General features: G+C 67.4%; 15 protein-coding genes. 6 read left to right on the top strand and 9 right to left on the bottom strand.

Going from position 1 to position 14235, the window contains the following annotated elements:
* Nucleotides 1-2: 2 nt before the first annotated feature.
* The 6 genes from KB874_RS02510 to dusB all read right to left on the bottom strand — a co-directional run bounded on the left by KB874_RS02510 (nt 3) and on the right by dusB (nt 7869).
* A complete protein-coding gene (locus KB874_RS02510; RefSeq protein WP_249200204.1) occupies nt 3-635 on the bottom strand; it encodes a hypothetical protein in 633 nt (210 codons plus the stop codon).
* A complete protein-coding gene (gene ntrX, locus KB874_RS02515; protein WP_212534958.1) occupies nt 610-2022 on the bottom strand; it encodes a nitrogen assimilation response regulator NtrX in 1413 nt (470 codons plus the stop codon). The genes KB874_RS02510 and ntrX overlap by 26 nt, the downstream gene beginning before the upstream one ends.
* A gap of 18 nt (nt 2023-2040) precedes the next feature.
* Nucleotides 2041-4335, bottom strand: coding sequence for a sensor histidine kinase (locus KB874_RS02520; RefSeq protein ID WP_212534959.1), 2295 nt, complete (start codon nt 4333-4335; stop codon nt 2041-2043).
* Nucleotides 4336-4427: 92 nt separating this feature from the next.
* Complete coding sequence (locus KB874_RS02525) at nt 4428-5798, bottom strand: response regulator (RefSeq protein WP_212534960.1); 1371 nt, start codon at nt 5796-5798, stop codon at nt 4428-4430.
* A complete protein-coding gene (locus KB874_RS02530; protein ID WP_212534961.1) occupies nt 5798-6883 on the bottom strand; it encodes a two-component system sensor histidine kinase NtrB in 1086 nt (361 codons plus the stop codon). Before KB874_RS02530 ends, KB874_RS02525 begins: the two co-directional genes overlap by 1 nt.
* Nucleotides 6880-7869, bottom strand: coding sequence for a tRNA dihydrouridine synthase DusB (gene dusB, locus KB874_RS02535; RefSeq protein WP_249200205.1), 990 nt, complete (start codon nt 7867-7869; stop codon nt 6880-6882). Before dusB ends, KB874_RS02530 begins: the two co-directional genes overlap by 4 nt.
* Before the next feature lie 172 nt (nt 7870-8041).
* Here dusB and KB874_RS02540 point away from each other — a divergent pair, with 172 nt between their 5' ends.
* From KB874_RS02540 to KB874_RS02555, 4 genes are all read left to right on the top strand, one after another.
* A complete protein-coding gene (locus tag KB874_RS02540) occupies nt 8042-9172 on the top strand; it encodes a bifunctional 2-C-methyl-D-erythritol 4-phosphate cytidylyltransferase/2-C-methyl-D-erythritol 2,4-cyclodiphosphate synthase (protein WP_212534963.1) in 1131 nt (376 codons plus the stop codon).
* Nucleotides 9169-9654 (top strand): phosphatidylglycerophosphatase A family protein, encoded by a 486-nt coding sequence (locus KB874_RS02545; protein ID WP_212534964.1) that lies wholly within the window; start codon nt 9169-9171, stop codon nt 9652-9654. The genes KB874_RS02540 and KB874_RS02545 overlap by 4 nt, the downstream gene beginning before the upstream one ends.
* The gene (locus tag KB874_RS02550; protein ID WP_212534965.1) at nt 9651-10124 is read left to right on the top strand and encodes a CinA family protein; all 474 of its coding nucleotides are present in this window, start codon (nt 9651-9653) and stop codon (nt 10122-10124) included. The genes KB874_RS02545 and KB874_RS02550 overlap by 4 nt, the downstream gene beginning before the upstream one ends.
* Nucleotides 10125-10294: 170 nt before the next feature.
* Entirely contained in the window at nt 10295-11476 is a 1182-nt protein-coding gene (locus tag KB874_RS02555) for an ammonium transporter (RefSeq protein WP_212534966.1), read from the top strand.
* A gap of 6 nt (nt 11477-11482) precedes the next feature.
* Here KB874_RS02555 and KB874_RS02560 read toward each other — a convergent pair whose 3' ends face one another.
* Nucleotides 11483-11656 carry a hypothetical protein gene (locus KB874_RS02560; RefSeq protein ID WP_212534967.1) on the bottom strand — a complete coding sequence of 58 codons (174 nt, stop codon included), beginning with the start codon at nt 11654-11656 and terminating at the stop codon, nt 11483-11485.
* 111 nt (nt 11657-11767) lie between these two features.
* Entirely contained in the window at nt 11768-12211 is a 444-nt protein-coding gene (locus tag KB874_RS02565; RefSeq protein WP_212534968.1) for a type II toxin-antitoxin system RatA family toxin, read from the bottom strand.
* 81 nt (nt 12212-12292) lie between these two features.
* Between KB874_RS02565 and hpt the strand changes: the two genes are divergently transcribed.
* The gene (gene hpt / locus KB874_RS02570; protein ID WP_212534969.1) at nt 12293-12832 is read left to right on the top strand and encodes a hypoxanthine phosphoribosyltransferase; all 540 of its coding nucleotides are present in this window, start codon (nt 12293-12295) and stop codon (nt 12830-12832) included.
* On the opposite strand, the gene KB874_RS02575 is transcribed toward hpt, so the two are convergent.
* Nucleotides 12829-13680: a LysR family transcriptional regulator gene (locus KB874_RS02575; RefSeq protein ID WP_346346504.1), complete on the bottom strand. Its 852-nt coding sequence runs from the start codon at nt 13678-13680 to the stop codon at nt 12829-12831. The two genes, hpt and KB874_RS02575, sit on opposite strands and share 4 nt — an antisense overlap.
* A 100-nt stretch (nt 13681-13780) precedes the next feature.
* Between KB874_RS02575 and KB874_RS02580 the strand changes: the two genes are divergently transcribed.
* Nucleotides 13781-14233 (top strand): c-type cytochrome, encoded by a 453-nt coding sequence (locus KB874_RS02580; RefSeq protein ID WP_212534971.1) that lies wholly within the window; start codon nt 13781-13783, stop codon nt 14231-14233.
* Nucleotides 14234-14235: the final 2 nt, after the last annotated feature.

Below are 14235 nucleotides of genomic sequence, written 5' to 3' on the forward strand. Positions count from 1 at the left end.
CGTCACCGGGGCGTCAGCGCCTCTGCATGCCACTGGCGTTTCCAGGCGCGCACCGCCTCGCGCGCTTCCCAGACATAGCGGTCGTCCTGCAACACCGGCCCGAAATAGAGCCGCCCCTGCCCGATCCGCCAGGGATCGAGGATGATCCCCTGGTCCATTGGCTGGCCGCGGGCGGTGGCGATCACCGTCGCATGTTCCAGCTGGATGTTGCGGGCGTTGGCGAGGGCGCGGTGTAGCTGCAAGGTCCGGAACCGTTCCGCCGTCAGCGCGATTTCCATCGCGTCGGCCCAGTCCTGGCAGACGCCCTTTTCGCGGATGCCATGCACGACCTTGAAGTTGTGGGCCAGCGGTGGATCGACCACCTGCCATTCGCGGGCCCAGGCCAGCGGCTGCGTGACCGCGACATGCGCCGCGCGGGCCGCCTCGGCCGGGCTCACGCCGGGCGACAGGCCGCGCAGCGCGGCGGTCAGCGCGGCGATCTGCGCCTGCTGTTCCGCCTGCGAGGGGGCGGGCGGCACCAGCGCCGCGCCCTCGGGCAGGGGCGCGCAGCCCGCCAGCAGGCCCAGCCCCAGCCCTGCCAGCACCCTGCGCCGCGTCAGGCCCACGGCGTCAGCCCGCTTCGCGCACATCGTCATCCAGTTGCGCGATCCGGCCGCCGGATTTCTGTGCCGTCACGACGCCCAGCGACTTGAGCTTGCGGTGCAGGGCCGAGCGTTCCATGCCAACGAAATTCGCCGTCCTCGAGATGTTCCCGCCAAAGCGGTTGATCTGCGTCAGCAGGTATTCGCGTTCAAAGGCCTCGCGCGCCTCGCGCAGGGGCAGCGTGGCCAGCGTGCCCGACAGGATGACCCGATCCTCCTCGCCGTCGCCGCCGCCCTCCTGCGGCAGTTCGCGCGCCTCGATGGGGCCGCCGCCATCGCCCAGGATCAGCACCCGTTCCACCAGGTTCTTGAGCTGGCGCACGTTGCCCGGCCAGGCCATGGTCTGCATCAGGGCGACCGCCTCTTCGGTGATGTCGCGCAGCGGCAGGCCCTGGGCACGGTTGAACTCGCCGATGAAATGCCCGGCCAGAACGGGGATATCCTCGCGCCGCTCGGCCAGCGAGGGCACCGGGATCGGCACCACGTTCAGCCGGTGATACAGTTCTTCGCGGAATCGGCCGGCGGCGATCTCTGTCTTGAGGTCGCGGTTGGTGGACGAGATTACGCGCAGGTCAACGCGCACCTTGTCGGCGCCGCCCTGTCGGGTGAATTGCTGGTCGACGAGAACGCGCAGAATCTTGGATTGCGTGCCGACAGGCATGTCGGCCACCTCGTCGAAATAGATCACGCCGCCATGCGCCTGTTCCAGCAGCCCCGGCTCGACCCCGCGCTTGGAGGATTCGCGGCCGAACAGCATCGCTTCCATCATGTCCGGTTCGACCCCGGCGCAGTTGACGGTGACGAAGGGGCCGCTGGCCCGGTTCGAACGCGAGTGGATGTAGCGCGCCGCCACTTCCTTGCCGCAGCCGGCGGGGCCGGTCAGCATGACGCGGCCGTTCGACTTGGTCACCTTGTCGAGCTGGCCGATTAGCGCGCGGAAAGCCGGGCTTTCGCCGATCATCTCGGCGGAGCGCGTCTCGCCCCGCTTCAGCGTCGCATTCTCGCGACGCAGCCGCGAAGTCTCCATCGCGCGGCGGATCACCACCAGCAACTGGTCGATGTTGAAGGGCTTCTCGATGAAGTCATAGGCGCCCTGCTTGATCGCCGCGACTGCGATCTCGATATTGCCGTGGCCCGAGATGATGACCACGGGGATGTCGGGATTGTCGCGCTTGACGGTCTTGAGAATGTCGATCCCGTCCATCTTGCTGTCCTTCAGCCAGATGTCGAGGATCAGCAGCGCCGGCGGTTCGGCGTTGATCGCGGCCATCGCCTCGGACGAGTTGCCGGCAAGCCGCGTGGTAAAGCCTTCGTCCTCCAGGATGTCCCCGATCAGTTCGCGGATGTCGCGTTCGTCGTCGACGATCAGAATGTCGCTCATGCGGATGCCCCTACCTGTTCAATTCTGTTCCAACTTCGCGCGGGCAGCGCGCGCCGCGCCCGCATCGGCCTCCAGCGGCAGCTGGATGACCGCCATGGCGCCGCGATGGGCGCCCTCAGAAAACGGTGGTGCGTCGTCGAGCGAGAGGCTGCCGCCATGTTCCTCGATGATCTTCTTGACGATGGGCAGGCCCAGGCCCGTGCCCTTGTCGCGGGTCGTCACGTAGGGCTCGAACAGCCGCGCGCGGTCCTCGGGCAGGCCGATGCCATTATCCATGATGCGGATCGTGGCGCGGCCCTCGGCGGCCCCGGCCAAAACGCGGATTTCCGGCACATGGCCCTCTGGCGCGCCCTTTTCCTGCAAGCTCTCGATCGCCTCGCCCGCGTTCTTGATGAGGTTCGTCAGCGCCTGTCCGATCATCGTGGCGTCCAGATGCGCCGGCATCGGCGCGTCAGGAATGGTGGTGACGAAACGCACGCCGGGCTGGCCGGTTTCCTGCAACAGCACCGCGCCGCGCAACAGTTCGGCCAGATCCTCGGGCTTGCGCTCGGGCTCGGGCATGCGGGCGAACTTGCTGAACTCGTCGACGATGCGGCGCAGATCCTCGGTCTGGCGGATGATGACGCCGGTCATGCGCTCGAGCGCCTCGGCGTCGTCCCCCTGCACCACGCGGCCGAACTTGCGCCGGATGCGGTCGGCCGACAGCTGGATCGGCGTCAGCGGGTTCTTGATCTCATGTGCGATGCGCCGCGCGACATCGCCCCAGGCGGCCATGCGCTGCGCGCTGACCAGGTCGGTGACGTCATCGAAGGCGACCACGTAGCCTTCCAGCGACCGATCCTCGCGCCGCCGCGTGGACAGGCGCACCAGCAGGTTTTCCAGCCGGCCCTCGCGGCTGACCTTGACCTCTTCCTGCGCGGTTTCCAGACCGGCAGCACGCAGCCGGTCGAACAGCGGCCCGAATTCCGGCACCGCCACCCAGATCGGGTCGGCGCGATGCGTTTCCTGCCACCCCAGCAGCCGTTCTGCCGAGCGGTTGACGAAGCTCACCCGCCCCTCGGCATCGAGGCCCACCACCCCGGACGTGACCGAGGACAGCACGGAATCGAAGAGCCGCTGGCGGCGTTCGATCTGGCGGGTGTTTTCCAGCAGCGTGTCGCGCTGGACCTTCAGTTGCCGGGTCATCTGGTTGAAATACCGCCCGAGCATGGAGATTTCGTCATCGCCCTGCTCCTCGGGCACATGCACGTCCAGGTCGCCGCCGCCGACGCGCTGCGCCGCGCCGGTCAGGCGCCCCACCGGGCGCGACAGGCGTTCTGCGAACCACAGGCCGGCAAAGGTCGCCGCCAGGATCAGCAGCACCGCAAAACCGAGATAGAGCAGCGCAAAGTCGAACAGACGGCGGCCGCGCTCGTTCTCCTGCTGCTGGTAAAAGCGGGCAGTTTCCTGCGTCTCGTCCAGCAGGCCCAGGATGCGACCGTCTACATCGCGGCTGACATAGAGATAGCGGTCGACAAAGGCGATCAGCGGCACCAGCGCGCGGTATTCGTTGTTATCCCAGTCTGGGATCAGCGCCACGCCCTCTTCCTGGGCGGCGGCAAAGGCGGCGGCCGAGGGCCGCTCGTAGTCGAACAGGTAGGATCCCTCGCCCCGCGCCCGGATCTCTCCGGTGCCGTCGATCACGTAGGCTTCGCGCAGGCCGCGCTGGATCTGCGCCTGCCCCTGCCCCAGCACCTGCCGCAGGTCGCCGCCATCCATGACGAAACTCGCCCGGCGCGAGGCGTCGAGAAAGCGCCCTAGCGCCTGCACATCCTGCACCAGTCCCTCGGCCGTGTCGGCCTCGTATGCCTCGGCCGCAGCGAGCGAGGCGCCGACCACGTTCTGCACGCGCGACGAGAACCAGGTCTCGAGGCCGATGTTGATGGTGAGCACGGCAAAGATCGCGACCGTGACCGTGGGCAGCAGCGCCATCATCGCGAATGCGCCGGTCAGCCGCAGGTGCAGGCGTGACCCCGCCGACTGCGCCCGCCGGTCGGCCACCATGCGGACCACCCGCGCCAGCACCAGCGCTGCCAGCAGCAGCACGTAAACCAGGTCGGCCAGCAGCACCAGCCGCAGTGACAGGGCACCCGCACCGCTGTCCAGCGGGCCGAGCACAAGGAAGGTCAGGACGGCAAGGATAGGCCCCAGCGCCACCAGCAGCAGGGCTGCGGCGTTCTGGACCCGGCGCTGGCGGCGCAAGGCGTCCAGCCGCGACAGGGAAATGCCGGAAAGTCCGCGCCCCAAGGCGCGTGCCCGCGTGGCCACAGCCATCCCTCACAAATTGCCGCCTCAAGGGCAGCGACCGCCATATCTTGTGGTCTGATTGCCGCCAATGGCAGCACCGCCACAGTTATGTGGCCCTTTTACATCAATTTGCGGCGGCGTGTCACGCGAATATCGAGGTCGGTGATCTTCTTCCGCAACGTATTGCGGTTGATTCCCAGAAGATCGGCACATTTGGCCTGGTTGCCGCCCGTCGCCTCGAGCGCGATCTCGATCAGCGGCGCCTCGACCTCTTTCAGGATGCGCGTATACAGGCCGGGAGGCGGCAGCATCGCACCGTGCAGGTCGAAATACCGCCGCAGGTGGCGGCCGACCGACGTTGCCAGTTTTTCGCTGTCGCCGCCGCGCAGGACCGGCCCGGTCTCGGGCTGGTTGCCCAGCACGCCCTCGACCTCGGCGCGGGTGATCTCGTCGGCGCGGCTGGTCAGGCTGAGGCGGCGCACGGCGTTTTCCAGCTGCCGCACGTTGCCCGGCCAGCTGTAGACGCGGAACAGTTCGGCCGCATCCTTGGACAGCCAGCGCTTGGAGGCACCGTCGCGCTCGGCCCGCAGGAAGAAATGGTCGGTCAGCAGAGAGATATCCTCGACTCGCTCGCGCAGCGAGGGCACGGCGATGGTCGCGCCCGAGAGGCGATAGAACAGGTCCTGCCGCACCCGCCCATCATCCATCAGCGAGCCGGGATCGTATTGCGAGGTGGCCATGAAACGGGGCACGTGGTCGCCCGGTACGTCCATCATGCGCACGATGCGGGCCTGCACCTCGTCGCTGACATCGGCGATCTCGTCAATCAGCAGCGTGCCGCCCTTGACCCGCGCCAGAATCCGCGCCGGGCCTTCGAGGTCAGACAGGTCCGAGCCGGTGACGGTCACGAAGGGCAGCGTGCGGCGGTCGGAGAAGTCGTGGATCGCACGGGCGATCAGGCTTTTCCCGGTGCCGCTCTCGCCGGTGATCAGCACCGGCAGGTCGGTGTTCATCACCTTGGCGACGAGGCGATACAGCGCCTGCATCGCAGGCGTCTTGCCGACCAGCGGCAGTTCGTCGGGCTCGTCCGCGCCCAGCGTCGGCTCGTCCCGGCGCGGCGTGCGGTTGCGGTTTTCCAGCGCCTTCGCCGTGCGCTTCATCAGGTCGGGCAAGTCGAACGGCTTGGGCAGGTAATCATAGGCCTCGGCCTCGGCCGCTTGGATCGCGGTCATGATCGTGTTCTGCGCCGAGATCACGATCACCGGCAGGTCGGGCCGATCCTGCTGGATCTTGGGCAGCATCTCCAGCCCGTTTCCATCGGGCATCATCACATCCGAGATCACCACGTCGCCCTTGCCCTCGGCCACCCAGCGCATCAGCGTCGTGAGGCTGGACGTGGCATGGACCTTGCAGCCCGCGCGGGTCAGCGCCTGCGTCAGGACCGTGCGGATCGTGCGGTCGTCATCGGCGACAAGAACGGTGCCATCCATTACTGCGTCTCCTCGGTTATGCCCTTGGCGCGGGGCAGCGACATGCGAAAGACCGTGCGGCCCGGGACGCTGTCCACGGAAATCCAGCCGCCATGGTCGGAAATGATCTTGCTCACCAGGGCGAGGCCCAAGCCTGTGCCGTTCTCGCGGCCCGACACGAACGGGTCGAAGATGTCGCCGCGGATGTCGTCGGGCAGGCCAGGGCCGTCGTCGATGACCTCGACCTGAAGCGGCAGCGATTGCCCCGTGCCGTCGGCGCGGCGCAGGCGGAAACTGTGCTCGTAGAAGGTGTGCAGCCGGATCGTGCCGCCCCTGATCGGGTCGGCGGCCTGGCTGGCGTTCTTGAGCAGGTTCAGCACCACCTGCAACAACTGGTCGGGATCGCCCAGCGCCATCGGCAGCGAGGGATCGTAATCCTCGACGATCTTCATGTGCGCACCGAACCCCAGCAGCGCCGAGCGGCGGGCGCGGTCGAGGACGTCATGGATGTTGACCGGCTTGCTTTCCGGCGCCGAGAGGTTGCCGAACTGCTCGACCTGCTCCAGCAGCTTCACGATGCGGCGGGTCTCGGCCACGATCAGGTCGGTGAATTCGAGATCTTCCTTGGGCAGGCTCATGGACAGCAGCTGTGCCGCGCCGGTGATGCCCGCCAACGGGTTCTTGATCTCGTGCGCCAGCATCTCGGCCATGCCAATAGCGGATTTCGCCGCCGATTTCACCGAATGGCTCTGCGTCATGCGGCCCGCCAGTTCGCGCGGCGAGATCAGCATGACCATCCAGCCCGGCTTGCCCTGCAAGGGCGCGATCTGGAGGTTGCAGACCAGCGGCGGACGCGACCCGGTGCCCACGTCGACATCGTTGACGAACAGCGGCGTGCCGTGCTGGCGGGCGCGGGCCAAGCTTTCTTCCAGCGGCGCGTCCACCGCCAGCCGATCCCAGATCGGCTGGCCGCGCAGCCACTTGGCGGAATTGTTCAGGAACCCCTCGGCGGCGGGGTTGAGGTCGCCGATCCGCTCGTTCTCGTCGATCAGGATGGCCGGAACGGGAAGAGAGGACCAGATCATCGCTTCGGTGTCTTCGGTCATGCCGCATATGCCTTCGGCGCGGGTCGGTCCAGGGCTTCGGACAAGCGCGCCAGAACGGTTGCGGGATCGGTTGCGGTCAGAAGGGCGTGGCGCAGGGATCCAGGCGTACCGGCCCGATCCATGTACCAGCCAAGGTGCTTGCGCGCGACGCGGAGGCCGAGGTCGGCGCCATAGAAGGCCAGCATGGCCTCGTAGTGCCCGGCGACCATGTCGACCAGCGCCGCGCCGCGCGGGATGACGGGCGCGTCGGTTCCGTAGAGCGCATGCGCGATCTCGGCCAGCCGCCAGGGCGCACCCTGCGCCCCCCGCCCCACCATGACACCGGCTGCGCCGGATTGCGTCAGCGCCTGCCGCGCGGTTGCGGCGTCGGTGATGTCCCCGTTTGCGATCACCGGGATCGACACGGCATCGCGGACCGCGCGGATCGCCGCCCAGTCGGCGCGGCCCTTGTAGAACTGGCAGCGCGTACGGCCGTGGATCACCACCATCCGCACGCCCGCCGCCTCGGCCCGGCGGGCAAGGTCGGGCGCGTTCAGGCAGTCCGTGTCCCAGCCCAGCCGGGTTTTCAGCGTCACCGGCACGTCGACCGCGCCAACCACCGCCTCGACCAGGCGCAGCGCGTGGTCGGGGTCGCGCATCAGCGCGCTGCCGGAATAGCCGCCCGTCACCTTCTTGGCCGGGCAGCCCATGTTGATGTCGATGACGCGCGCCCCCATGTCGGCGACCATGCGCGCCGCCTCGGCCATCGGCCCCGGCTCTCGCCCGGCGATCTGCACCGAGGTGTTCTCGACCTGCGCACCCAGTTCGGCCTTTTCGCGCGTGCCGGGGCGCGCCGTCAGGAATTCACCCGACGCGATCATCTCGGACACGACAAGACCCGCGCCGAACGAGCTGACAAGCGTGCGGAACGGCAGGTCCGTGATGCCCGCCAGCGGAGCCAGCAAGACCGGGGGGGAAATGAGCCTGTCGGACAGGGTCAGATGCAATCGCCTATTCCTTGTGCAGATAAACCCGAAGTAACCATGACGTTGCACCGGTTCAACGGTTCGCGCGCATTGCGCAAGCAGGCAAAGCGCACATGCCCAATAAATAGGCAAAATCGCCCGGGCGATTGCGCAGACCATGCGCCGCGCCTATGACAAGGCAAAGGAAAAGTCCATGACAACAGCCGCCCTCATCGTCGCCGCCGGGCGCGGCACCCGTGCCGGCGGGACCTTGCCGAAACAGTGGCAGAGCGTGGCCGGCGCCCCCGTCGCGCGCTGGACGCTTCAGGCCTTCGCCCATCTCGACCGCGTGGTGCTGGTGATCCACCCCGACGACCGCGCGCTGGCCCTGTCGGCTGCACAAGGCATGGACGTGACCCTGGTCGACGGGGCCGACAACCGGGCCCGATCGGTCCTTCACGGGCTTCAGGCGCTGGCAACCGACCCGCCCGACCTTGTGCTGATTCACGACGTGGCGCGGCCCTGCATCTCGGCCGCCTGCATCGCGGCGGTGATCGGCGCGCTCCGCGACTCTCCCGGGGCGGCCCCTGCCCTGCCCGTCACCGACGCGCTCTGGACCGGTGCAGAGGGCCGCGTGACCGGAACACGCGACCGGACGGGCCTATACCGGGCGCAGACGCCGCAGGGTTTCCGTTTTGCCGAGATCCTCGCCGCACACCGGACCCATCCGGGCAATGCCGCCGACGATGTCGAGGTCGCCCGGGCCGCGGGGCTGGACGTCGCCATCGTTCCGGGCGAAGAACGCAACCTGAAGATCACCGGCCCGCGGGATTTCGCCCGCGCGGCCGAACTGCTGGAGCCGCAGATGGACATTCGCCTTGGCAACGGGTTCGACGTGCATGCCTTCGAGGAGGGCGACGCCGTCATCCTCTGCGGCGTGCGCGTGCCGCATGATCACGCGCTCAAGGGGCATTCGGACGCCGATGTGGGGATGCATGCGGTGACGGACGCGCTTTACGGCGCGCTGGCGATGGGCGATATCGGCCGGCACTTCCCGCCCAGCGACCCGCAATGGAAGGGCGCGGCAAGCGAGATATTTCTCCGCCACGCCTGCGACCTGGCGCGTACCACGGGCTTCGAGATTTCGAACGTGGACGTGACGCTGATCTGCGAACGGCCCAAGATCGGCCCTCATGCCGACGCTATGATGCAGAAAATGTCCGAAATCATGCAGGTTTCACCCGACCGCGTCTCGGTCAAGGCAACGACAAGCGAGCGGCTGGGCTTTACCGGCCGCGAAGAAGGGATCGCGGCCATCGCTACCGCGACGCTGGTGAAACCATGAAATGGGTGGCCTCCCTGGGCGGCGTCGGCTTCCTGCGGCCCGGTCCTGGCACCTGGGGCTCGGCGCTGGCGGTGGTGCTGGCCTATGGGTTGGCATCCGTGGCGGATGTCTGGCTGTTCTTGAACCTGACGGTCTTTGCCTTCGTCACCGGCTGGATCGCGACGCAAAAGCTGATCGCCGGCAAGGACGACCATGACCCGTCCTGGATCGTCATCGACGAGTTGGTCGGCCAGTGGATCGCGCTGCTCCCCGTGGTCTATGGAGTCGGCATGATGGGGGTCGAGCCGTGGAAGCTCTATCCCGGCTGGATCGCGGCCTTTGTCTTGTTCCGCCTGTTCGACATCTGGAAACCCTGGCTGGTGGGCCGCGCCGACCGCATGGGCGGGGCACTGGGCGTGATGCTGGACGACGTTGTGGCGGGCGTGTTCGCCGCATTGGGCACGATTGCGCTGGCAGCCTTGTTCCACCTGGTGCTGATGTGACCGAGGCGCTGGCGCAGGCGATCCTGACCGCCGCGCGGGCCAGGGGCTGGACCGTGACCGCCGCCGAAAGCTGCACCGGAGGCAAGGTCGCCGCGGCGCTGACCGACTGCCCCGGCAGTTCGCATGTCTTCGAGCGCGGCTTCGTCACCTATTCCAACGCCGCCAAGACCGAGATGCTCGGCGTCTCGCCCGAAACGCTCGCGGCGCATGGCGCGGTGTCCGAGCCCGTCACGCGCGAGATGGCGCAGGGCGCGCTTGCGGCGGCGGGGGCCGATCTGGCGGTCGCGGTCAGCGGCATCGCCGGACCCGGCGGGTCAGAGTTCAAGCCCGAGGGACGTGTCTGCTATGCGCTGGCGACCCCGGCGGGCGTGACCAGCGAGACCGTCGAACACGGCGCGCTGGGCCGCGCCGAGGTACGGCAGGCGGCGACGGACCATGCGCTGCGGTTGATCCTGTCTGCGATGGTCTGATTTTTTCAAGACGCCCAAAAAACGGGCTCTATCGCCGAATAAAGCCCAACGAATCTGCATTTGGCAAACCGCCCATGATCTGACCGCCTCACGGCGTGATTGCCTCTTTTTTCCGCACCCGAATCCCGCTTTGTGCCGCGAAAACCGGAAAACCGAGGGAAGGAAGAAGAATGAACGGAGCGGATACCGCATGGATCATCGTCGCGACGGCGCTGGTCCTGTTCATGACTTTGCCGGGGCTGGCGCTGTTCTATGGCGGGCTTGTCCGGGCACGGAACGTGCTGAGCGTCTTCATGCAGTGCTACGCCATCGCCTGCCTGATGAGCGTGCTGTGGCTGGTGGTGGGCTATTCCATCGCCTTCGGCGGCAGCGAAAGCGGCTATTGGGGCGGCTATGACAAGATGTTCCTCGCGGGCGTCACGGCCGACTCGCTGTCGGGCAGCCTGCCCGAGGTGCTGTTCTTTGCCTTCCAGATGACCTTTGCCATCATCACCCCGGCGCTGATCGTCGGCGCCTACGTGGAACGCATCTCTTTCGGCTTTGTCCTGACCTTCTCGGGGCTCTGGATGCTGCTGTGCTATGCGCCGGTGGTGCATTGGGTCTGGGGCGGCGGGTTCCTCGCCGATGGCGGCATCTTCGGCGAGACCGGGGTCCGCGATTTCGCGGGCGGCATCGTGGTGCATGAAACGGCCGGTCTCGCCGCGCTGGTGATCGCGGTGTTCCTGGGCCCCCGGCGCAACCGCACCACCCCGCCGCACAATCCCGGCTATGTCATGATCGGCGCGGCGATGTTGTGGGTCGGCTGGTTCGGCTTCAACGGCGGCTCGCAACTGGCCGCCGATGGTGGCGCGGCGATGGCTCTGACGGTCACCCATATCTCGGCCGCCACCGCCTCGCTGACCTGGGCGCTGTGGGAAAAGATCAAGTTCGGCCGGGCCTCGCTTGTGGGCCTGGTCACGGGAACCATCGCGGGCCTCGCGTCGATCACGCCGGCGTCGGGTTTCGTCGGCCCGGTCGAGGCGCTGATCATCGGCGCGATCGCGGGCATCCTGTGCCAGGAGGCAGTGAACGTAATCCGCAATGTGCTCAAGATCGACGACACGCTGGACGTCTTCGCCGTGCATGGCGTGGGCGGCATCTTCGGCACGATCATGATCGCGGTCTTCGGCGCGGGCAGCGTGGTCGCGCAACTGGGCAGCCTGGCCATCGTCGGTATCTTCACCGTGGTCGTGACCGTGGTGCTGGTGCTGGTGACGAAGGCGACTATCGGGCTGCGCGTGGACGAGGAAACCGAGGTGACCGGCCTCGACATCTCGGTCCATGGCGAACGCGCCTACGATCACGCCAGCTGAGGCGGCTCAGGACAGGCTGTCCACCTCCGGGCTGTCCTCGTCGGCCAGCACGATGCGGGCAAAGACATAGCCTTCGGCGGCGGCGGGCCCTGCATCGGCAGGAGCCCACCGTTTCCTTTCGGCAGCGTCGGGCGCGGCGCGGTCAGGCGGCGGCAAGAGGGCAAGGGGCGGCATGGACATGAAAGGTGACGGGACGACCGAGGTTCACCCCATCCCCTGCCGTGCCATGATGGCCAAAACCCGGCGCCTGCCGGGCGGCCGGGCGGAACTCTGATGCGATTTTCCGAAAACTCAGCCGTAAAGCTGCGCCGCGCGGCGCTCGAAGGCGCGCACGATGCGCTGCATCGCCTCGTAGAAGAACATCCCCGCCGCGCCTTGCAGGATGCGGTTGCGGAACTCGAAATCGACGAAGAATGCCACCTCGACTCCGCCCTCGACATCGCGGAACTGCCATTTCGAGTGCATGTGCTTGAACGGGCCGTCGAGATACTCGGTATCGATCCGGTTCTCGGCAGGCCACAGCGTCACCCGCGAGCCGAACCTCTCGCGGAACACCTTGAAGGATATCACCAGGTCCGCGAGCATCACCTCGTGGTCGCCGCGATCCTCGATACTGCGGATGCGCGCCGCTGCCGTCCAGGGCAGGAATTTCGGATAGTTCGCCACATCCGCCACGAGATCGTACATCTGCTGCGCGGTATAGGGCAGCGTGCGGGTTTCCGAGTGCGTCGGCATGGCGCCCCTCTGGCTTGGTGACAACGGGGGGCCATGTCGTATAGGAAGCCGGGGAAATCAAGGCTTCTCCGGGACCAAACGATGACAGAGCGTCCATATGTCGTAGACCGCATGATCTCGGCCAAGGCCATCGCCGCCCGGATCGAGGCGCTGTCGGACCAGATCGAGGCCCAGTTCGCCGGCACCGAACAACTGGTCGTCGTGGGCCTGCTGCGCGGCAGCTTCGTCTTCATCGCCGACCTCGTGCGCGAGTTGCATCTGCCGGTCGAGGTCGATTTCCTCGAGGCGTCCTCCTACGGCAACGCCATGCAGTCGAGCCGCGAGGTGCGCATCCTCAAGGACCTGCGCAGCGGTATCGAGGGGCGCGACGTGCTGGTGGTCGAGGACATCATCGACACTGGCCACACGATGAAGCATGTGCTGGGCCTGCTGGCCTCGCGCAACCCGCGCAAACTGCGCTCGATCGCGCTGCTGGACAAGCCGTCGCGCCGCGAGGTCGACATCCGGGCCGACTGGACCGGCTTCGAGATCCCCGACGAATTCGTGGTGGGCTACGGCATTGACTATGCGCAGCGCAACCGCAACCTGCCCCATATCGGCAAGGTCCGTTTCACCGACTAGCCCTGCCCCCGCATCGGCCCGCCCTGCGCCCGCAACGCGGCGGCCACCGCCTCGATCAGCGTCTCGATCATGCGGATTCCGGCCAGGTCGCGGTGGCAGCCCACCCAGACCGGCGTGATCGGCATCGGCATCGGGTCGGGCAGCCGTTCCAGCCCGGGGCGGTTGTCACCCAGGATGCAGGGCAACAGCGCCCTGCCCCGCCCGGCCTCTGCCAGCGCGCGCAGAACCAGAAAGCTGTCGGCATGGGCGACGGGCGGCTGACCCTGGGCCAGTTGCTGCATCGTCTCGGCCGCCAGCGACGCCGAAAGCGGCCCGGCAAAGCCCAGCCATGCGTCGTCGCCCCCCGGTGCAGCGTAGACGGCAAAGCCGATCTCGCCCGACCGCCGTCCGATCATGCTGTCTGGCAGCGCCGGCGCCGGCCGCACACAGACATCCGCCTGGAGGCGCGCGAGGTCAAGCCGCTGGTTCGACGACACGATTTCCAGCCGGTGCGGCGCGATGCGGCGAGCGATCCGGCCATGCTCGGTCGCCAGAACCGTGGTGCAAAGCGTGTCAACCGAGGTCAGCCGCAGCACCCGCCCGCCCTCGGCTGTCTCTGGGCGCATCATCCGCGCGGCGCGGTCCAGCGCCTGCGCCGCTTCGCGCGCGGCCTCGACCATGGCGACCCGGTCGGGCCGCAGGCGATAGCCCTGCGCGTGGCGTTCAAAGACTGGCGCGCCTGCGGCCTCCTCGAAGGCGGCGATGCGGCGCAGCACGGTCGCGTGGTTGACTCCCAGCGCCCGCGCCGCCGCGCCGACCGATCCGTGATCGACGACCCCCAGCACGAAGCGCAGGTCGTCCCAATTCACCTTGTGCAAGAATCGAACCCCGTTACGCTATCTTTGTGAATGTATTTGAGACGTCATGGATGGCGACTATGTCATGATTACATCAAACAGGGAGTCCGCAATGAAGATCACGCTTACCACCCTCGCATTGACCACGGCGATGGCCACCAGCGCCGTTGCGCAGGAATTGCCCGCCGAGGTCAAGGCACGGCAGGGCCAGTTCCGCATCATGGCGATCAACCTGGGCATCCTGGGAAGCATGGCCAAGGGTGAGACGGAATACTCCGCCGAGGCCGCGCAGGCCGCCGCCGATTCGCTGGTCGGCGTGTCGATGGTGAACCAGGCGCCGCTCTGGCCCGCCGGCACCGACGCCATGTCGATCGACGGCACCCGTGCCCTGCCCGCGATCTGGGAAAACCTCCCCGACGTGCTGGACAAGTGGAGCGCCTTCGGCACCGCCGCGGCCGAGTTGCAGACGGTCGCCGCCACGGGGCAAGAGGCACTCGGCCCGATGCTGGGCAAGCTCGGTGGCGCCTGCAAGGCCTGCCACGACACCTACCGCGAACCGCAGTAAGC

It is taken from the genome of Thetidibacter halocola (assembly GCF_018224955.1).
Lineage (GTDB): Bacteria > Pseudomonadota > Alphaproteobacteria > Rhodobacterales > Rhodobacteraceae > Thetidibacter > Thetidibacter halocola.